The sequence below is a fragment of the Kitasatospora sp. NPDC048298 genome (assembly GCF_043201465.1).
In the GTDB taxonomy this organism is placed as follows: domain Bacteria; phylum Actinomycetota; class Actinomycetes; order Streptomycetales; family Streptomycetaceae; genus Kitasatospora.
The window spans coordinates 1-19,711 of record NZ_JBICYZ010000100.1; the positions used below are offsets into that span (position 1 = coordinate 1).

General features: G+C 74.1%; 15 protein-coding genes. 1 reads left to right on the top strand and 14 read right to left on the bottom strand.

The window, feature by feature from the left end:
- Positions 1 to 91 precede the first annotated feature (91 nt).
- From recX to ACGF0D_RS40760, 6 genes are all read right to left on the bottom strand, one after another.
- Positions 92 to 1,093: a recombination regulator RecX gene (recX, locus tag ACGF0D_RS40735; protein ID WP_392925244.1), complete on the bottom strand. Its 1,002-nt coding sequence runs from the start codon at positions 1,091 to 1,093 to the stop codon at positions 92 to 94.
- A gap of 4 nt (positions 1,094 to 1,097) precedes the next feature.
- A complete protein-coding gene (recA, locus tag ACGF0D_RS40740) occupies positions 1,098 to 2,210 on the bottom strand; it encodes a recombinase RecA (protein WP_392925246.1) in 1,113 nt (370 codons plus the stop codon).
- Between the two features lie 196 nt (positions 2,211 to 2,406).
- Positions 2,407 to 3,633, bottom strand: a complete 1,227-nt coding sequence (locus ACGF0D_RS40745; RefSeq protein WP_392883619.1) for an AI-2E family transporter — start codon at positions 3,631 to 3,633, stop codon at positions 2,407 to 2,409.
- A gap of 37 nt (positions 3,634 to 3,670) precedes the next feature.
- A complete protein-coding gene (locus tag ACGF0D_RS40750; RefSeq protein WP_392883618.1) occupies positions 3,671 to 3,865 on the bottom strand; it encodes a DUF3046 domain-containing protein in 195 nt (64 codons plus the stop codon).
- Positions 3,862 to 4,452 carry a GNAT family N-acetyltransferase gene (locus ACGF0D_RS40755; RefSeq protein ID WP_392925248.1) on the bottom strand — a complete coding sequence of 197 codons (591 nt, stop codon included), beginning with the start codon at positions 4,450 to 4,452 and terminating at the stop codon, positions 3,862 to 3,864. The genes ACGF0D_RS40750 and ACGF0D_RS40755 overlap by 4 nt, the downstream gene beginning before the upstream one ends.
- Positions 4,453 to 4,515: 63 nt before the next feature.
- A complete protein-coding gene (locus ACGF0D_RS40760; RefSeq protein ID WP_392925250.1) occupies positions 4,516 to 6,051 on the bottom strand; it encodes a S8 family serine peptidase in 1,536 nt (511 codons plus the stop codon).
- 161 nt (positions 6,052 to 6,212) lie between these two features.
- On the opposite strand from ACGF0D_RS40760, the gene ACGF0D_RS40765 reads away from it, so the two are divergent.
- Positions 6,213 to 10,991, top strand: coding sequence for a DEAD/DEAH box helicase (locus tag ACGF0D_RS40765; protein ID WP_392925251.1), 4,779 nt, complete (start codon positions 6,213 to 6,215; stop codon positions 10,989 to 10,991).
- Between the two features lie 76 nt (positions 10,992 to 11,067).
- Here the strand turns inward: ACGF0D_RS40765 and ACGF0D_RS40770 are convergent, their stop codons facing one another.
- From ACGF0D_RS40770 to ACGF0D_RS40805, 8 genes are all read right to left on the bottom strand, one after another.
- A complete protein-coding gene (locus tag ACGF0D_RS40770; protein ID WP_392883611.1) occupies positions 11,068 to 11,367 on the bottom strand; it encodes a hypothetical protein in 300 nt (99 codons plus the stop codon).
- Between the two features lie 55 nt (positions 11,368 to 11,422).
- Complete coding sequence (locus tag ACGF0D_RS40775; RefSeq protein WP_350739875.1) at positions 11,423 to 11,791, bottom strand: helix-turn-helix transcriptional regulator; 369 nt, start codon at positions 11,789 to 11,791, stop codon at positions 11,423 to 11,425.
- Between the two features lie 306 nt (positions 11,792 to 12,097).
- The gene (locus ACGF0D_RS40780) at positions 12,098 to 12,619 is read right to left on the bottom strand and encodes a CinA family protein (protein ID WP_392925253.1); all 522 of its coding nucleotides are present in this window, start codon (positions 12,617 to 12,619) and stop codon (positions 12,098 to 12,100) included.
- 16 nt (positions 12,620 to 12,635) lie between these two features.
- Positions 12,636 to 13,274 (bottom strand): CDP-diacylglycerol--glycerol-3-phosphate 3-phosphatidyltransferase, encoded by a 639-nt coding sequence (pgsA, locus tag ACGF0D_RS40785; RefSeq protein ID WP_392925255.1) that lies wholly within the window; start codon positions 13,272 to 13,274, stop codon positions 12,636 to 12,638.
- Complete coding sequence (rimO, locus tag ACGF0D_RS40790; protein ID WP_392925257.1) at positions 13,271 to 14,761, bottom strand: 30S ribosomal protein S12 methylthiotransferase RimO; 1,491 nt, start codon at positions 14,759 to 14,761, stop codon at positions 13,271 to 13,273. The genes pgsA and rimO overlap by 4 nt, the downstream gene beginning before the upstream one ends.
- A 96-nt stretch (positions 14,762 to 14,857) precedes the next feature.
- Positions 14,858 to 15,721 carry a helix-turn-helix domain-containing protein gene (locus ACGF0D_RS40795; RefSeq protein WP_392883604.1) on the bottom strand — a complete coding sequence of 288 codons (864 nt, stop codon included), beginning with the start codon at positions 15,719 to 15,721 and terminating at the stop codon, positions 14,858 to 14,860.
- A gap of 282 nt (positions 15,722 to 16,003) precedes the next feature.
- Positions 16,004 to 18,679 carry a DNA translocase FtsK gene (locus ACGF0D_RS40800; protein ID WP_392925259.1) on the bottom strand — a complete coding sequence of 892 codons (2,676 nt, stop codon included), beginning with the start codon at positions 18,677 to 18,679 and terminating at the stop codon, positions 16,004 to 16,006.
- A gap of 147 nt (positions 18,680 to 18,826) precedes the next feature.
- Positions 18,827 to 19,465, bottom strand: a complete 639-nt coding sequence (locus ACGF0D_RS40805) for a two-component system response regulator (RefSeq protein ID WP_392883744.1) — start codon at positions 19,463 to 19,465, stop codon at positions 18,827 to 18,829.
- Positions 19,466 to 19,711: the final 246 nt, after the last annotated feature.

Consider the following 19,711-nt stretch of genomic DNA (forward strand, 5'->3'; position numbering starts at 1 on the left):
AGGACCCCACACCGTTCACCTGGACCAAGACCGCCGACGAGATCCTCGACTCCCTAGCGCGCTTCTGCCGACGGATCTCCGGCGCAGGACACTAGTCCCGACCCGACGGTTCACTCTGTTCCTCTTCCAGCGCGCCGCGCACCACCCGGAACGCCAGCCCCTCGGAGTAGCCGCGGCGGGCCAGCATCCCCACCAGCCGCCGGGTGCGCACCTGCGGGTCCAGCCCCCGGGTGGACCGCAGCTTGCGCTCGACCAGCGCCCTGGCCGCGTCCGTCTCGTCGTCGTGGTCGAGCTGGGCGACGGCCTGCTCGACCAGGTCGGCGGCGACGCCCTTGGTGCGCAGCTCCTGGGCCAGTGCCCGCCGGGACAGGCCCCGGACGGCGTGCCGGGATTCCACCCAGGCCGCGGCGAAGGCCGCGTCGTCGATCAGCCCGACCTCTTCGAGCCGGGTGAGCACCTCGTCGGCGACCTCCTCCGGGATCTCCCGCTTGCGCAGGGCGTCGGCGAGCTGCTTGCGGGTCTTGGCGGCGCCGGTCAGCAGCCGCAGGCAGATGTCCCGGGCGCGGCTCTCCGGATCGGCCGACTCCTCGGCCTGCTTCCGGGAGGCGCGGCCGGCGTCCTCCTCCCCGGCGCGCCCGGTGGCGCCACGGCCCCGGCGCCCGCCACGACGGGAGGCCGAGGCGGCCGCACCCTCGCGATCGGCCGCCTCGGCCCCGCCGCGGCCGCTCGCCACGGCCGTCGGTGTCGAAGCGGCCCCCCCGACCGCTTCGGATTCCTCGGCCGCGAGGGCCGAGCGCCGTCGGCGACGGCCGGTGGGCAGCTCGGAGGCGGAGAGCAGGCCGAGCGCCTCGACCGAGGCCTCCGCCGGCTCCGGCCCGGACGCCGCGCCGCGCACCGCCCGGGTCGGAGCCCGGTCGAGCTCGGGCTCGGGGCCGGATGCCCACTGCGCGGTGGACCGCCGGCCGCGCCGGGGGCGCGCTCCCCGGGGTGCCTCGGCCACCGGCTCGGGCTCCTCCGCGACTGCGGCGAACCAGTCCGGCGGCCCGTAGTCGTCGTCCTCCGGGCCGCCGCCCACCCTGTCGTGCTGCGTCAACGGCTCAGGCCTTGGCCGCCGCCGTCTTCTTCGCCGCGGCCGTCTTGGTGGCGGTCGCGGTGATCGGCTTGGCGGCACCGTCGGCGGCGGTCTCGGCCCCGGCCTCGGCCGGCTCCTCCACCTTCGGGCCGATGCCGAGCTTGCCCTTGATCTTCCGCTCGATCTCGTCGGCGAGCTGCGGGTTGTCCCGCAGGAAGTTGCGGGCGTTCTCCTTGCCCTGGCCGAGCTGGTCGCCCTCGTAGGTGTACCAGGCGCCCGACTTGCGGATGAAGCCGTGCTCCACGCCCATGTCGATCAGGCCGCCCTCGCGGCTGATGCCCACGCCGTAGAGGATGTCGAACTCGGCCTGCTTGAACGGCGCGGCGACCTTGTTCTTGACCACCTTGACGCGGGTGCGGTTGCCGACCGCCTCGGTGCCGTCCTTCAGGGTCTCGATCCGGCGGATGTCGAGGCGGACCGAGGCGTAGAACTTCAGCGCGCGGCCACCGGTCGTGGTCTCCGGCGAACCGAACATCACGCCGATCTTCTCGCGCAGCTGGTTGATGAAGATCGCGGTGGTGTTCGACTGGTTCAGCGCACCGGCGATCTTGCGCAGCGCCTGGCTCATCAGTCGGGCCTGCAGACCGACGTGCGAGTCGCCCATCTCGCCCTCGATCTCGGCGCGCGGGACGAGCGCCGCGACCGAGTCGATGATCACCAGGTCGATCGCGCCGGAGCGGATCAGCATGTCGGTGATCTCCAGCGCCTGCTCGCCGGTGTCCGGCTGGCTGACCAGCAGGGCGTCGGTGTCCACGCCGAGCTTCTTGGCGTACTCGGGGTCGAGCGCGTGCTCCGCGTCGACGAACGCGACCGTGCCGCCGGCCTTCTGGGCATTGGCGGCCAGGTGCAGGGTCAGAGTGGTCTTACCGGAGGACTCGGGGCCGTAGATCTCGATCACTCGGCCGCGCGGGATGCCGCCGACCCCGAGGGCGACGTCCAGGGCGGTGGACCCGGTGGAGATCACCTCGACCGGCTCGTTGGCCTTCTCGCCGAGGCGCATCACCGAGCCCTTGCCGAACTGCCGCTCGATCTGGGCGAGAGCGGTCTCCAGGGCCTTCTCGCGGTCCGTACCTGCCATGGCTTTTTCCCTCGGGTTCTGTGCTGTGCGCTTCATCGTCCTCGACGCTAGCGCGTCCCACTGACAAACGAGCCCGATCGGACCGGGCCTGTGGAAAACTCCACGCCGGAGAGTACAAAGAACATCTGTTCGATTCAAGCGTCGCACGTCCGGCCCACACCGCCCCCGGGGACACCCCGGGGACGGCGCCTCCGAATCACTCCCCGCGCCTCGCCCCGTCGCCGGCGACCATCCGGCGCAGCCGCCGGGCCGCCTCCCGGCGCAGCTCCCGCCGGACCCTGCGCTGCTCGCCCCGGTCGATCCGCGGGTCGGTGGCCACCTCGTACCGTCGGACGTACGTCCCCACGAAGCCCTGGAGCGTCGCCGCCGCCGGGATCGCGATCACCGCGCCCACCGCGCCGAGCAGTGCCGCCCCCGCGATCACCGAGCCGAAGGCCAGCGCCGGGTGCACGTCCACCGTCCGCGCGGTGATCCGCGGCTGCAGCAGGTAGTTCTCGATCTGCTGGTAGACCACCACGAAGCCGAGCACCCAGAGCGCGTCCACCGGATCCACCGTCAGCGCCACCAGCACCGGCAGCGCCCCGGCCAGATAGGTCCCGATGGTCGGCACGAACTGCGACATGACGCCCACCCAGACCGCCAGCGCCGCCGCGTACGGCAGGCCGAGAAGTTCGAACATCACCCAGTGCCCGACGGAGGACACCACCGCGAGCAGCGCCCGGGAGTACAGGTAACCGCCGGTCTTGGCGAGCGCGATCTCCCAGGCGCGCAGCACCTCGGCCTGCTTCGCGGGCGGCAGCATCGAGCAGACCGTCCGGCGCACCCGCGGCCCCTCGGCGGTGAAGTAGAAGGTGAACAGCCCGACCGTGAAGGCCTGGAAGAGCCCGCCGATCAGGGTGGAGGAGACGCCCCAGACGTTGTCGGCGGCCTGCTGGACGTAGCTCTCGATGGCCCCGGAGTCCTTGAGCAATCGATTCTGCAGCTCACCCAGCGAGAGCTCCTGATGGAAGGTCCGGTTGATCCACCCGATCAGACTGTCGACCAGGTGCGGCAGGTCCCCGGCGATCTTCGCCACCTGGTCGACCAGCAGCGTGCCGAGCGCGGCGAGGAACCCCACCACCGCCACCCCGACCGCCACGAACACCAGGAAGGTCCCGACGCCCCGGCGCACCCCCCGCGCCGCCATCCGGTCCACGGCCGGCTCCAGCGCCAACGACAGGAAGAACGACACCAGCAGCATCACGAACAGGTCGATCAGCTGCCGGAACGCCCAGTCGGCGAGCTGGAACAGCCCCACCAGCACCAGGAACAGCACCATCGCCCGCGGCAGCCAGCGCGGCATCCCGCCGCCCCACAGTCCCCCACCCGCCGGGGCGCCGTCGGCGTCCCGGTCCGAATTCTTCTGTTCCGCGCTATTTGTCACCCGGACAGTCTGTCCCATGCCCCCCGGAGGCCGGCACTCAGCGCAGAACCCCGGAGACGCCCTGGGTGTCGCAGACCACCCGCCAGACGTCCTTGGCCTCCCAGCCCGCGTCCAGCGCCTGCCGCACCGTCCGCCCGCCCAGCTCGCTCATCACGTGGTCGGTCGCGAACGACTCCGCGTACGTCTCCCCGAAGTGCGCGTACATCCGTCGCCAGAACTCCGTCAGCCTCATGCCCCAAGTATCCCGGACCGGGCCCGCCACTCCTCGGCCGTCACCGCGTACTCGACCTCACCGTGCTCGCTCCCGGCGATCATCTCCGGGTAGTCCTCGTGGAACGTGCGGACGAACGACAGCCCGCTCTTCTCCATCACCCGCCGCGAGCCCGCGTTCACCGTCATCGTGTACGCCACCACCCGCTCCACTCCCAGCTCCGCGAACCCGCGCCGGACCAGCGCCCGCGCGCCCTCCGTCGCGTACCCGCGCCCCCACGCGGCCCGCCGCAACCGGTAGCCGAGTTCGACCTCGCCCCGCTCCCCCTCGCGCGTCGGCCGGAACTCGAACCACCCCAGGAACGCGCCGTCCGTCCGGTCCTCGGCCGCCCACCACCCGAGGTCGCCGTAGCGCCGGTAGTGCTCCAGGAACAGCGGCAGCACCTTGCCCTCGAGCCACTCCCGCGCGCTCGGCTTCCCCCCGGTCAGGAAGCGCATGACCTCCGGATCGCCGTCCAACTCCACCAGCCGGTCCACGTCCGCCGTCGTGAAGCGTCGCAACACCAACCGCTCGGTCGCCAGGAACACGGCCCCATCCGAATCACCCATGCCCCGATCCTCACCCCCGCCCCACCACCCCGTCACCTGCTTTTCCGCCGGCGCCCACCCCGGTCAACGGGGCAGCACCACCAGCCCCGCCCCGAAGTACTGCCGCTCCCCGCACCCCGGAGCCGCCACCGGACACCCCGCCACCGCCCCCCTCGCCAACAGCCCCGCCAGCTCGTCCGCCCCCAGCTCCGGATGCGACGCCGCCGCCACCGCCACCGCCCCGGTCACATGGGCGGCCGCCATCGAGGTCCCCGCCAGCGCCGCGTACTGCCCATCCGGCCAGTCGGAGACGATCGCCCCCTGCGGCCCGCCGTCCGGATCGCCCCCCGGCGCGGCCAGCGAGACCCGCCCGCGCCCGTAGTTGGAGTACGCCGCCGGGTGCCCGTCCCGGTTGACCGCGGTGACGGTCACCACCCCGGGTAGCTCGCCGGGCAGCCGTACGCACTCGGTGCCCAGGTGGCGGACGAGCGCAGGCCCCGACAGCCGGTCGTTGGGGCTCCGGTCGTCGGTCCGCGAGGCACCGAGGTCCTGCCCGTCGTTGCCCGCCGAGGCGACCACCACCGCGCCCTTGCGCCGGGCGTAGCCCGCGGCCCGCCCGACGGCCGCGGTCAGCGCGGCCTGGTCCCGGTCCTCCGGGCAGTTGTACTTCCACGGGTCGGCGAAGTAGCTGTTGTTGATCGCCCTGGCCCCGTGGTCGGCGGCCCAGAGCATGCCGCAGACGATGTTCTCCGCGTAGTACTGGCCGAGCGGCCCGAGCAGCCGGACGGCGGCGATCCGCACCCCCGGAGCGACCCCGGTGACCCCGTGGCCGTCCCTGGCGGCCCCGACGATCCCGGCGACGTGGGTGCCGTGGCCGCTCTCGACCGCCCCGGCTTCGGGCCGCCAGGCGCCGGTGCGGCCGTCGGGCCGGCCGTCCGCGCAGGAGGCGGAGGCCTTCGGATCGACGGCGGCGCGCAGGTCCGGGTGGGTGTCGTCGACCCCGGAGTCCAGCACCGCGACCAGCACCTTGCGCAGCGCGTCGGGGCTCGGCACCCCACCACCGGACACCGCCGAGGCGTCCCCCGTCCGGGCGGCGGTGCCCCCGACCATGGCGATGTTCCAGGCGTCCCCCTCCCCCGGATCGGGCACCGTCCGGGTCCCCGCGTCCGCCCGGTCGCCGCCCCGTCTCCCGCCGGGCCCCGCGCCCGCGCGCGCCCCCGCCGCCGTCGCCGCCGTGAAGCCCCCCGCCCCCGCCACCGCCCGCGGCGGCGCGACCACCGGCGCGGTCCTGGTCGCCCCGACGGCGGCGATCCCGGGCCGGGCCCGCACCCGGTCGGCGAACGGCCCGGTCGCGTACACCAGCACGGCCCCGATCTGCGGGTACTCCTGGACCACCTGCCCGCCCGCCGCCCGGCTCTCCGCCCCGGCCCGGGCCGCACCGGCGGCGTCCTCGCCCTCGGCCAGCACCAGGTAGCTGAGGTACGCCCGCCCCGGCCCGGACACGTACGGAACGGCGCCCCCCACCACGAGCGCGGTGAGCAGCATCGCGAGCAGCGCCCGGGCGGGCCCGCGGACCCGGCGGCGCCGGGCGGTCCCGCCCGACGAGTGCGCCTGCACCATCGCACGGTCTCCGCTCGTCGGTCCGGTCGGTCACGGTTGGATCAAGCATCCGATTCCTCACCATATGAGCGGATCATCACTTCCGCTCCCCGGCTTGCACCCCTTTCGGTCCCCGTCCCGCCGCACCCCCGCATGTCAGTCCCACCCGGCACCATGGGGGCATGGCGCCCCAGCACCCGACCCCGTCCACCCCCGACCCCCTGGCCGGCTTCGCCCCGGCCACCCGGGCCTGGTTCACCGGTGCCTTCTCCGCCCCCACCAGCGCCCAGGCCGAGGCCTGGCAGGCCATCCAGCGGGAGACGGACGTCCTGGTCGTCGCCCCCACCGGCTCCGGCAAGACGCTGGCCGCCTTCCTCTCCGCCCTCGACCGCCTCAGCAACACCCCTCCCCCCGCCGAGCCCAGGCGCCGCTGCCGGGTCCTCTACGTCTCCCCGCTCAAGGCCCTCGCGGTGGACGTCGAACGGAACCTGCGCGCCCCCCTGGCCGGCCTGCGCCAGGCCGCCGTCCGGCTCGGCCTGCCCGAGCCCGAGGTCCAGGTCGCCATCCGCTCCGGCGACACCCCGGCCGCCGACCGCCGCCGCTTCGCCACCCACCCGCCGGACATCCTGATCACCACCCCCGAGTCGCTGTTCCTGCTGCTCACCTCCGCCTCCCGGGAGGCCCTGCGCGGAGTGGACACCGTGATCCTGGACGAGGTGCACGCCGTCGCCGGCACCAAGCGCGGCGCGCACCTCGCCCTCAGCCTGGAGCGGCTGGACGAACTGCTGGACCGCCCGGCCCGCCGGATCGGCCTGTCCGCGACGGTCCGCCCGGTCGAGGAGGTGGCCCGCTTCCTCAGCCCCCGGCGCGGCGCCACCGTGGTCCAGCCCGCCGCCGCCAAGGAGTTCGACCTCTCGGTGGTCGTCCCCGTCCCCGACCTGGACGACCTGCCCGCCGCCCCTGCCACCGGCGGCAGCCCCGGCACCGCCGCCGGCGGCGACCCGCAGCGACAAGCCTCCATCTGGCCGCACGTCGAGGAGCGGATCGTCGACCTGGTCGAGTCGCACCGCTCGACCATCGTGTTCGCCAACTCCCGCCGGCTGGCCGAGCGGCTGTGCAACCGGCTGAACGAGATCGCCCACGAGCGCGCCACCGGCACCGCGATCCCCGAGGCGCACGCCCCGGCCGAGCTGATGGGCGGCTCGGGCGCGGCCGGGGGCGCGCCCCCGGTCATCGCCCGGGCCCACCACGGCTCCGTCTCCAAGGAGCAGCGGTCGCTCGTCGAGGAGGAGTTGAAGGCCGGCCGGCTGCCCGCCGTGGTCGCCACCTCCAGCCTGGAGCTGGGCATCGACATGGGCGCCGTCGAGCTGGTCGTCCAGGTCGAGTCCCCGCCCTCGGTCGCCTCCGGCCTGCAGCGGGTCGGCCGGGCCGGCCACCAGGTCGGCGCCGTCTCCACCGGCGTCTTCTTCCCCAAGTACCGGGGGGACCTCGTGCAGTCCGCCGTGGTCACCGAGCGGATGCGGGCCGGCCGGATCGAGGCGCTGCGCATCCCGCGCAACCCGCTGGACGTGCTCGCCCAGCAGTTGGTCGCGATGACGGCCCTGGACGCCTGGCCGGTGGACGACCTGCTCGCCGTGGTCCGTCGGGCCGCCCCCTTCGCGTCCCTCCCGCAGTCCGCCTTCGACGCCGTGCTCGACATGCTGGCGGGCCGCTACCCCTCGGACGCCTTCGCCGAGTTGCGCCCCCGCCTGGTCTGGGACCGGGTGGCCGGGACGGTGACCGGCCGCCCCGGCGCCCAGCGCCTGGCCGTCACCTCCGGCGGCACCATCCCCGACCGCGGCCTGTTCGGCGTCTTCATCGCCGGAACCACTGCATCCGATTCGAAAACGGGGAAGAAGGGCGGCGGCCGCGTCGGAGAGCTCGACGAGGAGATGGTCTACGAGTCCCGCGTCGGCGACGTGTTCACCCTCGGCACCACCTCCTGGCGGATCGAGGAGATCACCCACGACAAGGTGCTGGTCACCCCCGCCCCCGGCGTCCCCGGCCGGCTCCCGTTCTGGAAGGGCGACGCCCTCGGCCGTCCGCTCGAACTCGGCCGCGCCCTCGGCGCCTTCACCCGCGAACTGGGCACCCTGCGGCCCGAGGCCGCCACCGAGCGCCTCAGACAGGCCGGCCTGGACGACTGGGCCGCCGCCAACCTGCTGGACTACCTGGCCGAGCAGCGTGCCGCCTGCGGCCACCTCCCGGACGACCGCACCATCGTGGTCGAGCGCTTCCGGGACGAGCTCGGCGACTGGCGGATCGTCATCCACTCCCCCTTCGGCGCCCAGGTGCACGCCCCCTGGGCGCTCGCCCTCGGTGCCCGGCTGCGCGAGAAGCACGGCCTGGACCCCCAGGTCATGCACGCCGACGACGGCATCGTGCTCCGCCTGCCCGACGCCGACCTGCTGGCCCTCGACTTCGACTTCGCCGGCCCCGCGGAGCCGTCGAGCCGGTTCGGCGGCCCCTCGGACGAGTCGGGCCGGGACGAGGCCCCGGTCGGCGCCGACGCCGCCCTGTTCGACCCCGGCGAGATCGAGCAGCTGGTCACCGACCAGGTCGGCGGCTCCGCCCTGTTCGCCTCCCGCTTCCGGGAGTGCGCCGGCCGCGCCCTGCTGCTCCCCCGCCGCAGCCCCGGCCGCCGCACCCCGCTCTGGCAGCAGCGCCAGCGCGCCGCCCAGCTGCTCGAAGTCGCCTCCGAGTACGGCTCGTTCCCGATCGTCCTGGAGGCCGTCCGGGAGTGCCTTCAGGACGTCTTCGACGTGCCCGGCCTGGTCGAGCTGATGGGCGATCTGGAGTCCCGCGCCGTCCGCCTGGTCGAGGTCACCACCCCGGAGCCCTCGCCCTTCGCCCGCTCGCTGCTGTTCGGCTACGTCGCCCAGTTCCTCTACGAGGGGGACTCCCCGCTCGCCGAGCGCCGCGCCGCCGCCCTCTCGCTCGACTCCCGGCTGCTGTCCGAACTCCTCGGCCAGGCCGAGCTGAGCGAACTGCTCGACCCCCAGGTGCTCATCGAGCTGGAGGCCGAGCTCCAGCGCCTCACCCCCGAACGCCGGATCAGGGACGCCGAGGGCGTCGCCGACGCCCTGCGCCTGCTCGGCCCGCTCTCCGAGGCCGAGTTGACCCTCCGCGGCGCCGAGCCGCTCTGGGCCCTGGAGCTGGAGGCGGCCCGCCGGGTGATCCAGGTCCGGATCGCCGGCGAGCAGCGCTGGGCCGCGATCGAGGACGCCGGACGGCTGCGCGACGCGCTGGGCACCCCGCTGCCGGTCGGCGTCCCGGAGGCCTTCACCGAGCCGGTCAAGGACCCACTGGGCGATCTGATCGCCCGCCACGCCCGCACCCACGGCCCGTTCACCGCCGCCGAGGCCGCCGCCCGCCACGGCCTCGGCACCGCCGTGGTCACCGGCACCCTGCACCGCCTGACCGCCGCCGGCCGCCTGGTCCAGGGCCAGTTCCTCCCACCCGCCGCCCGCCAGCACCCATCGCCGGAAGCGCTTCGCGCTGCCCCTCTTGAGCACACCGCCCCCGAGTGGTGCGACGCCGAGGTTCTGCGCCGGCTGCGCCGCCGCTCGCTGGCCGCTCTGCGCCAGGAGGTCGAACCGGTCCCGCCACGCGCCCTGGCCGCCTTCCTGCCGCAGTGGCAGCACCTGGCCGGCCACCGGCTGCGCGGCCCGGACGGCCTGCTGCGCGTGGTCGAACAGCTCCAGGGCACCGCCCTGCCCGCCTCCGCGCTGGAGAAGCTGATCCTCCCGGCCCGGCTCACCGACTACGCGCCCGGGCTGCTGGACGAGTTGATGGCGGCCGGCGAGGTCGGCTGGTGCGGGGCCGGCGCCCTGCCCGGCAAGGACGGCTGGCTCAGCCTGCACCTCGCCGAGAACGCCCACCTGCTGCGCCCCGAGCCCGTGCCGCCCACGCTCACCCCGGTGCACAGCGCCCTGATGTCCGCGCTGGCCGGCGGCTACGGCCTGTTCTTCCGCCAACTCGTCCAGCAGCTCCCGGAGGAGACCGCCGAGCCGGAGGTCGTCGAGGCGCTCTGGGACCTCGTCTGGGCGGGCTACGTCACCAACGACACCCTCGCCCCGCTGCGCGCCCTGCTGGGTTCGGGCCGGACGGCGGGCGCCACCGCCCACCGGGCGCCCCGGTCCACCCCGCGCGGCCGCTACGGCGGTGCCGGCCGGGTCGGCGGCGCCCTGCGCAGCGGCCCGCCGACGGTGGCCGGGCGCTGGTCGCTGCTGCCCGCCTTCGCCGCCGACCCGACGGTCCGGGCCACCGCCCAGGCACAGAACCTGCTGGACCGGCACGGCCTGCTCACCCGGGGCACGGTGGCGGCCGAACGGGTGCCCGGCGGCTTCGCCGGGGTCTACCGGGTGCTCGCCGCGATGGAGGAGCGCGGCCGGGCCCGCCGGGGGTACTTCGTCGAGGGCCTGGGCGGCGCCCAGTTCGCCATGGAGGGCGCGGCCGACCGGCTGCGCTCGGTGAACGGCCGGCTGGAGCGGACCCGGGCCGCCGAGTGGCCGGCCGCCCCGGCCGGCGAGCCGCCACAGACGCTGGTGCTGGCCGCCGCCGATCCGGCCAACGCCTACGGCGCCGCCCTGCCCTGGCCCGAACCGCCCACCGCCCCCGGCGGCAGGGAGTCCACGGCCCACCGCCCGGGCCGCAAGGCGGGCGCCCTGGTGGTCCTGGTGGACGGCGAGCTGGCGCTGTACGTCGAGCGCGGCGGGAAGTCCCTGCTGGCCTGGCCCGAGGACGAGGCCACCCGGGCGTTGGCGGCCGGGGCGCTCGCGGCCGCCGTCCGGGAGGGCGCCCTGGGCAGCGTCACGGTCGAGCGGACCAACGGCGAGCCCGCCCTGGGTTCGGCCCTCGGCCGCGCCCTGGAGGAGGCCGGCTTCCACGCCACCCCACGTGGCCTGCGGCTGCGCCCCTGAACCGACGAAGCAGCGGGGCACGGAAAAGGCCGGGGGCCGCGGGGTCGAGAACCCCGCGGTCCCCGGCCACGTCGAATCACCCGATCGGCGGCGGCTGCGCCTCCACCGGTCCCACCGGCTCCGCGCGCGGGCGCCGGGACGGTCCGGTCGCGTTCCAGTCGGCGTGAACCGGGATGAGACCGAGCCCCCAGCCACCGGCCGCGAGCAGCCCCAGCACCGCACCGTCGGTCAGCTGCCCCCGGACCACCAGGAGCCACCAGGCGAGCCCGGCCACCGAGACCGTCAGCACCCACCGCACCGGACGCCGTCCCCGGAGGAACAGCGGCGCCCGGGCCCGTATTCGGGCCGTCGGGCGCGTCTGCGTGTCTGTTCGCACGACCGCCCTCCCTTCGCTCGCCCCGGGCAGGGGCGCCCGGGAGTCGAGGCCGGGATCAGGCGGCGACCACGTCCATCGCGGCGGCCTTGGGCGAGAGGTTCGCCCGGTCGGTGCCGGGGGCGGGCAGCGGAACCGGTTCGAGTACCGGCCTCAGCAGATCACCTTCGGAGAGGGTGGCCATCGCCGCAAGTTCGGCGAGCGACAGTTCGTCGCTGACCTCGCGCATGACCTCGGACATCCGGACGTCGAGCGCGTCGCAGATGGCGGAGAGCAGCTCCGAGGAGGCCTCCTTCTGTCCCCGCTCGACCTCGGAGAGGTACCCGAGCGAAACCCTGGCGGCCGCCGACACCTCGCGGAGTGTGCGGCCCTGGCGCTGGCGCTGCCGACGCAGTACATCGCCCAGTAGGCGACGGAGCAGGATCATCGGTGCCTCCCTCCTCGGACTGCGGATCGAGATGTCACGACCCCACCGTACCGCCTTGCCCGCTTCGCGTGCGGGGACCCTGGTCGTGTTCACTCTGGGCTGCAAGGCCGTCCCCCTCCTTGTTCCGGTGTCGCACCCGGGTTCGCGGGTCCGTCGTGGTACCCGTCGCGACCCGCCCCGCCACCGTCATGCAACTCGTTCGCCACCTGGTTTCTGCCCAACCAGGGTGTTGGATGTAACACGATCCTCCAGCTGTCCCGTACCCGCGCGCCGGACCGGCGGGTCCCGCTCCGGTGGAGCCCTCCCCTAGGGCTCCTGGCGTGCGAAGCGATCGACCAGCAGCTCCAGCGCGGCGGTCACCGCCCCGTGACGGATTGTGGCACGACCGCCCGACAGCAGGGGCGAACTGACCAGAGTTCCCCCCGGGCCGGCGACCGCCAGGTGTACGGTGCCGACCGGCTGCCCGTCCTGCGGGTCGGGCCCGGCCACCCCGGTCGTCGCGAGCCCGTACGTCGCGCCCAGCAGCCCGCGCACGCCCTCGGCCATCTGCCGGGCCACCACCGGGTGGACCGGCCCGTACACGTCCAGCAGGCCCTCGTCCACCCCGAGCACCGAGGCCTTCAGCTCGGTCGCGTACGCGGTGACCGAGCCCCGGAAGGTCGCGGACGCCCCGGGGACGTCCACCAGCGCCGCGGCCAGCAGACCCCCGGTCAGCGACTCGGCGACGGCCAGCGTGCCGCCCTCGGCGCGCAGCGCGGCGTGCGCCCGCTCGGCCAGCCGGAAGTCCCGCTCCACCGCGCCCTGCTCCGCCACGTCCCGCTCCGCCACCCGGCTCCCCCGTCGCTCAGCGGCCCGACTGCGCCGCGGCCAGTCCCTCGCGGCGCAGTCGCAGCGCCTGCCCGATGTAGTCCAGCGCGGTGCCGACGGTCAGCAGCACCGCCAGCCCCATCAGCACGGCCCGCCCGGTGGCCAGCCAGCCGGTCAGGGCCAGTACGTACATGCCGACCGCCGTGCCCTGGGTCAGCGTCTTGAGCTTGCCGCCGCGGCTGGCCGGGATGACCCCGTAGCGGATCACCCAGAACCGCATCAGCGTGATGCCGAGTTCGCGGGCCAGGATCACCGCGGTGACCCACCAGGGCAGGTCGCCGAGCAGCGAGAGGCCGATCAGCGCCGAGCCCATGATCGCCTTGTCGGCGATCGGGTCGGCGATCTTCCCGAAGTCGGTGACCAGGCCCTTGCGCCGGGCCAGTTCACCGTCGAACAGGTCGGTGATCATCGCGATCGCGAACGAGGCCCAGGCGACCGAGCGCCACTTGGGGTCGTGCCCGCCGTCGGCGAACAGCAGCGCCACGAAGACCGGCACCAGCAGCACCCGGACCATCGTGAGCACGTTGGCGATGTTCCAGACCCCCGGGGTCGACGGCGCCGCGGCCACCGGTCTGCCCGGGTGGGCCGCGGCCGGGGCGCCGGGCCCCTTGGTCATTCCCCGACTCCCGAGGTCTTGGGCGACCGCACCTGCTCCAGCGCCTCGGCGATCAGGTCGACGCCCTCGCTGGCGACGACCCTGGCCCGCCAGAACCGGCCGATCTCGGGGGCCTCGACACCGGTGAGGGTGGTCAGGCCGTCGGTCTCCGGGGCCTGGTGGGCGGAGCGGCCCTCGACCACGCCGTCCTCGATCGACTCGATCAGCACCTCGACCTCGGTGCCGATCCGCTGCTCGGCCCGCTGGGCGGTCATCTCCTCGGCCAGTCGGCTCAGCCGGTCCAGCCGGTCGGCGACCACGTCCTCGGCGAGCTTGCCGTCGTAGGTCGCGGCCTCGGTGCCGTCCTCGTCCGAGTAGCCGAAGACGCCGATCGCGTCCAGCCCGGCGTGCGTGACGAAGCGCTCCAGCTCGGCGAAGTCCTCCTCGGTCTCGCCGGGGAAGCCGACGATGAAGTTGGACCGGGCGCCGGCCTGCGGGGCCTTGTCGCGGATGGTCCCCAGCAGTTCCAGGAACTGGTCGGTGGAGCCGAAGCGCCGCATCCGGCGCAGCACGGCGGGTGCCGAGTGCTGGAAGGACAGGTCGAAGTAGGGCACCACGTCGGCGGTCCCGGTCATCGAGTCGATCAGGCCGGGGCGCATCTCGGCCGGCTGGAGGTAGGAGACCCGGACCCGCTCGACGCCCTCGATCGCGGCGATCTCGCCGAGCAGCGTCTCCAGCAGCCGGATGTCGCCGAGGTCCTTGCCGTACGAGGTGTTGTTCTCGCTCACCAGGACGATCTCGCGCACGCCCTGCCCGGCCAGCCACTGGGCCTCGTTCAGCACGTCGGAGGGCCGGCGGGAGATGAAGGAGCCGCGGAAGGCCGGGATGGCGCAGAACGAGCAGCGGCGGTCGCAGCCGGAGGCGAGCTTGACCGAGGCGACCGGGCTGTCGTCCAGCCGCTTGCGCAGGGTGCGCGGGCCGGAGGCGGGGGCGAGGCCGTCGGGCAGGTCGGCGATCGGCTCGGCGGCGGCCTCGGTGCCGTGGCCGGGCAGGGCGACGGCCTCGGCGGCGGACTGCCGCTCGGCCGGGCTGATCGGCAGCAGCTTGCGGCGGTCGCGCGGCAGGTGCGGGGCGTGGTGGCCGCCGGAGAGGATGGTCTGCAGGCGGTCGGAGATGTTGGTGTAGTCGTCGAAGCCGAGGACGCCGTCCGCCTCGGGCAGGGCGTCGGCGAGCTCCTTGCCGTACCGCTCGGCCATGCAGCCGACCGCGACGACGGCCTGGGTGCGGCCGTGCCCCTTGAGGTCGTTGGCCTCCAGCAGGGCGTCGACGGAGTCCTTCTTGGCGGCCTCGACGAAGCCGCAGGTGTTGACCACGGCGACGTCCGCTTCGACGGCGTCGTCGACGAGCAACCAGCCGTCGGCTTCCAGTCGCCCGGCGAGTTCCTCGGAATCCACCTCGTTGCGGGCGCATCCGAGCGTGACAAGGGCGACAGTACGGCGTTCAGGCATAGGGCCAAGATTAACGCGCGGGCTCCGGTGCCGTTCGCCCCGGAGGCCGCGCGCCTCGGATCAGCTGATCATCAGTGGGCGTTCCGACCCCTGTGGTCAGCCAGCCTGCGGGTCTCCGGGGGTGTACGTGACGTGCACCACCTGCCCGTCCTTGCCGAGGAGACCGAGGTCCTTCCCGTTGACGTACGCGTGCACGGCCCCGCCGTTGCCGAGCACCAGCTTGATCTGCTTGGGGTCGGTGAAGGTCTGGTCCTGGCCGTTGCTGATGTTGTTCTGGAACAGCGACTTGCCGTTGCCGTCCATCGCCGAGACCCAGCTGGTGCCCTCGGCGACCAGCTTCACGGTGACCTTGTCGGCCGGGACGGCGGCGATCGCGGCGGCGCTCGGCGCGGGCGCCGGCGGCTGGACGGCGGGCGTGGACTCGGGGGCCAGCGAGCCGGTCCCGGAACCGCTGGGCAGCGGCGCGCTGGCCGAGCCGGTGGTGCCGTGCCCGCCCTTGCCGCTGACCAGGTTGAAGCCGATCAGCGCGACCACGGCGACGATCGCGGCGACCATCGCGGCCGCCCAGTTCGGCCGGCCGCGGCGGGGCACCCTGATCGGGCCGCTGTCGATCAGCTGGGTCGCCGGGCGCTTGTCGGCGGGCGAGCCGCCGTGCGCGGCGTCGTACCGGGCGACCAGTTCCTCGCCGTCCAGGCCGACCACCCGGGCGATCAGCCGGATGTGCCCGCGGGCGTAGAAGTCGCCGCCGCAGCGGGCGAAGTCGTCCCCCTCGATGGCATGGACGATCGGCACCCGCACCCGGGTGGCGGTACTCACCTGGTCCACCGTGAGCCCCGCGTCGATCCGGGCGGTGGACAGCACCCGGCCGATGCTCGGGGCATCGGCCGCCTGCACCGCGTCGTCGGTCGGCTCGACGGACGACGTGGCGTTCTCGCGGTCGGGGGACTTGCCGATGGTCACGGGGCACGCCTTTCGAGCGGATGGCCACCTGCTGGGGAACAGTCTAGGGGCGTGGGCGGATCGTTTCTCAAGCGGAACGGGCCCGAATGCGCGCGCCCTGTCCGACCGGGCTCCGACACTCCGCTGACGGGCCGTCAACCGAGCCGCGCGGGGAACCCGTCGTCCGCTTTCCGCCGTGTGACGCGACGTACGGACGTTCGGTTCCCCTCACGGCGCCTACCCTCCTCCGAACGAGTGACACCTGGGTCAGGACACGGTCCTGGCCCCGCACGGCCCGGCCTGTCAACCCCGAAGGGTGACCAGCACCCCGTCCAGCTCGTCCGGCTTGACCAGCACGTCGCGGGCCTTGGAGCCCTCGCTCGGGCCGACGATGCCGCGCGACTCCATCAGGTCCATCAGCCGGCCGGCCTTGGCGAAGCCGACCCGGAGCTTGCGCTGGAGCATCGAGGTCGAGCCGAACTGGGTGGAGACCACCAGCTCGGCCGCCTGGATCAGCAGGTCCAGGTCGTCGCCGATCTCCTCGTCGATCTCCTTCTTCGGCCCGCCCCCGACCGTCACGTCGTCCCGGTAGACGGCGGTCAGCTGGTCCTTGCAGTGCTGCACCACCCTGGCGATCTCCGCCTCGGTGACGAACGCGCCCTGCATGCGGATCGGCTTGCTCGCGCCCATCGGCAGGAAGAGCGCGTCGCCCTTGCCGATCAGCTTCTCCGCGCCGGGCTGGTCCAGGATGACCCGGGAGTCGGCCATCGCGGAGGTCGCGAAGGCCAGCCGGGACGGCACGTTGGCCTTGATCAGGCCGGTGACCACGTCCACCGAGGGCCGCTGGGTGGCGAGCACCAGGTGGATGCCGGCCGCGCGGGCCAGCTGGGTGATCCGGACCACCGAGTCCTCGACGTCGCGCGGCGCGACCATCATCAGGTCGGCCAGCTCGTCGACGATCACCAGCAGGTACGGGTACGGCGTCAGCTCGCGCTCGCTGCCCAGCGGCGGGGTGACCTTGCCGGCCCGCACCGCCGCGTTGAAGTCGTCCACGTGCCGGAAGCCGAACGCCGCGAGGTCGTCGTAGCGCATGTCCATCTCGCGCACCACCCACTGGAGGGCCTCGGCGGCCTTCTTGGGGTTGGTGATGATCGGCGTGATCAGGTGCGGGATGCCCTCGTACGCGGTCAGCTCGACCCGCTTGGGGTCGACCAGCACCATCCGCACCTCGTCCGGGGTGGCCCGGGCGAGGATCGAGGTGATCAGGCAGTTGATGCAGGACGACTTGCCCGCACCGGTCGCGCCGGCCACCAGGATGTGCGGCATCTTGGCGAGGTTGGCCATCACCGTGTGGCCCTCGACGTCCTTGCCCATGCCGACGACCATCGGGTGGGTGTCCTCGGCGGCCGTGCGCGAGCGCAGCAGGTCGCCGAGGTTGACCATCTCGCGGTCCCGGTTGGGGATCTCGATGCCGACCGCGGACTTGCCCGGGATCGGGCTGATGATCCGCACGTCCGGGCTGGCCACCGCGTACGCGATGTTCTTGGCGAGCGCGGTGATCCGCTCCACCTTGACGGCCGGGCCGAGCTCGACCTCGTAGCGGGTGACCGTCGGGCCCCGGGTGAAGCCGGTGACCTTGGCGTCCACCTTGAACTCGGAGAAGGTGCCGGTGAGCTGGGCGACCACCTCGTCGTTGAGGGCGCTGCGGGCCTTGGCCGGGCCGCCGCGCTCCAGCAGGTCCAGCGAGGGCAGGGCGTAGGTGATGCCCTCGCCGAGCTGGAGCTGCTCCATCCGCACCGGCGCCGCGCCGTGCTCCTCGGGCGCGCCCGGGCCGCCGCTGCGGGCGGCCGGGACGGCGGGCTCCTCCGGCGGGGCGGTGCGGTCCTGCACCTGGTGCATCATGTCCGCCACCGCGGAGGAGGCGGGCACGCCGTAGACCAGCGCGCCGTCCAGGTCGGCGGCCGCGCCGGCGGCGAGGTCGCGGGTGGCGTACGGGTCCAGCGGCTCCTTGTCCAGGGAGATCCGCTCGGCGTCCTCCGGCTCCTCGGTCTGCTTGCGCCGGCGGCGGCGACGGCGGGCGGCCACCTCGTCCGAGGGGTCGTCGCCGTCCGTGTCCACGGTGAACGGCAGCGCGTCGGGGTCGGCGTCCTCCGGCGGGTCGGTGGACGGCTCGCGCTCCGGCGTGCGCCCCCAGTGCAGCTCGTCCTCGGGCCTGGGCTCGACCACGCCGAGCCGTATGCCGATCCCCCGCACCCGCTCGCCGATCCGGTTGATCGGGGTGGCGGTGACCACCAGCAGGCCGAAGAACGCCAGCAGCAGGAGCAGCGGCACCGCGAGCGCCGGCCCGGCGGCGGCCATCATCGGGGTGGACACGGCCCAGCCGATGATCCCGCCGGCCGCCCGTATCCGGGAGGCGCCGCTGCCCATCATGGGCGCGCCGCAGCCGATGTGGACCAGGCCGAGGACGCCGACCAGCAGCGCGCTCAGCCCGATCATGATCCGTCCGTTGGCCTCCGGCAGCTCCGGGTGGCGCCAGAGCCGGATCGCCATCGCGGCCAGCAGGAACGGCACCAGCACGTCGAGCCGGCCGAACAGCCCGGACACCACGGCGGTGGCGCCCTCGCCCAGCCAGCCCTGCGGGGTGAACCAGGTGCCGGCCGCGGTCACCAGCGCGAGCGCGAACAGCAGCAGGCCCACGCCGTCCTTGCGGTGGTCCGGGTGCAGGTTCTTGGCACCGTCGCCGAAGCCCCGGAAGATCGCGGCGATCGGGCTGCCCAGCGCGTTGAGCGCGCCCATCAGCACCGACCTGGACGGCTTCGGGGCGGGCGGGGCCGACTTGGCCGCCGTCCGCTTCGCGGGAGCCGCCTTCTTCGCCGCCGCCTTCTTCGCGGGCGGCTTGCCCGGTGCCTTCGCCGCGGCCTTCTTGGACGGTCCCGGACTCGTCTTACGTGCTGCGTTCCCGGGCGTGCGAGTGGCCATGGGTCAGCAGCCTACCGGGGCGGGCGACCAGTGCACATGTGCCCGAGCCCGGGCGCCCGGACGTGTCGCAGACACACCGTCACCCTGACCGGGATTCACCCGGTCGCCGCATCACGACCACCCGGACGGGTGAACCGGCGGCAGGGATCAGGAACTGCCCGGGCGCATCGCGTCCAGGGCCCGGCGCAGCCCCGCGAGCTTGCGCTCCAGGTGCGCGGCGGTGGCGGCCACCCCGGCGTCCTCGCCGCCGTCCAGCTGCTTGCCGAGCGCCTCGGCCTGCTCCTCGACCGCCGCCAGCCGCGCGGACAGCTCGCCCAGCAGCGCGCCGCCGAGGGCCTGCCCGTCGCCGCCCTCCTCCAGCTGCAGGCGCAGCAGCGCCGCCTGCTCCTTCAGCTGGCAGTTCTTCGCGTACAGGTCGACGAAGACGGAGACCTTGGCGCGCAGCACCCACGGGTCGAAGGGCTTGGAGATGTAGTCCACCGCGCCGGCCGCGTAGCCGCGAAAGGTGTGGTGCGGGCCGTGGTTGATCGCGGTCAGGAAGATGATCGGGATGTCCCGGGTGCGCTCGCGGCGCTTGATGTGGGCGGCGGTCTCGAAGCCGTCCATCCCCGGCATCTGGACGTCCAGCAGGATCACCGCGAAGTCGTCGGTGAGCAGCGCCTTCAGCGCCTCCTCACCGGAGGCCGCGCGGACCAGTGTCTGGTCCAGGGCCGAGAGGATCGCCTCCAGCGCCAGCAGGTTCTCCGGTCGGTCGTCGACCAGGAGGATCTTGGCCTTCTGCATCAGGGCTCGCCCTCCTGTCGCCTGCCTGCCGCCCGGTGCAGGCACCCGCGTACTGCCCACCGCTACCCCGGTCATGCTAGCCGCACCCCCTCGCCCGGCACATCGCCCCGTCGTGACCGATCCGGAGCGGCGCGCTGCCAGTGCTCCGGCGCACGCTCAGCAGCGTGTCGCCGTCCGGTCACTGTTCGCAACGATCGGTGACCCTACCCGGTTCCCGGGCCTGACCGCCAGCAAACCGACCGCCCGGCC

Bases quoted from the DNA above. Each gene is read 5' to 3' on its own strand.
- recA (WP_392925246.1), bottom strand. From the start codon at position 2,210: ATGGCAGGTACGGACCGCGAGAAGGCCCTGGAGACCGCTCTCGCCCAG.
- ACGF0D_RS40750 (WP_392883618.1), bottom strand. From the start codon at position 3,865: ATGAGGCTGACGGAGTTCTGGCGACGGATGTACGCGCACTTCGGGGAG.
- ACGF0D_RS40755 (WP_392925248.1), bottom strand. From the start codon at position 4,452: ATGGGTGATTCGGATGGGGCCGTGTTCCTGGCGACCGAGCGGTTGGTG.
- ACGF0D_RS40760 (WP_392925250.1), bottom strand. From the start codon at position 6,051: ATGGTGCAGGCGCACTCGTCGGGCGGGACCGCCCGGCGCCGCCGGGTC.
- ACGF0D_RS40765 (WP_392925251.1), top strand. From the start codon at position 6,213: ATGGCGCCCCAGCACCCGACCCCGTCCACCCCCGACCCCCTGGCCGGC.
- ACGF0D_RS40775 (WP_350739875.1), bottom strand. From the start codon at position 11,791: ATGATCCTGCTCCGTCGCCTACTGGGCGATGTACTGCGTCGGCAGCGC.
- pgsA (WP_392925255.1), bottom strand. From the start codon at position 13,274: ATGACCAAGGGGCCCGGCGCCCCGGCCGCGGCCCACCCGGGCAGACCG.
- rimO (WP_392925257.1), bottom strand. From the start codon at position 14,761: ATGCCTGAACGCCGTACTGTCGCCCTTGTCACGCTCGGATGCGCCCGC.
- ACGF0D_RS40800 (WP_392925259.1), bottom strand. From the start codon at position 18,679: ATGGCCACTCGCACGCCCGGGAACGCAGCACGTAAGACGAGTCCGGGA.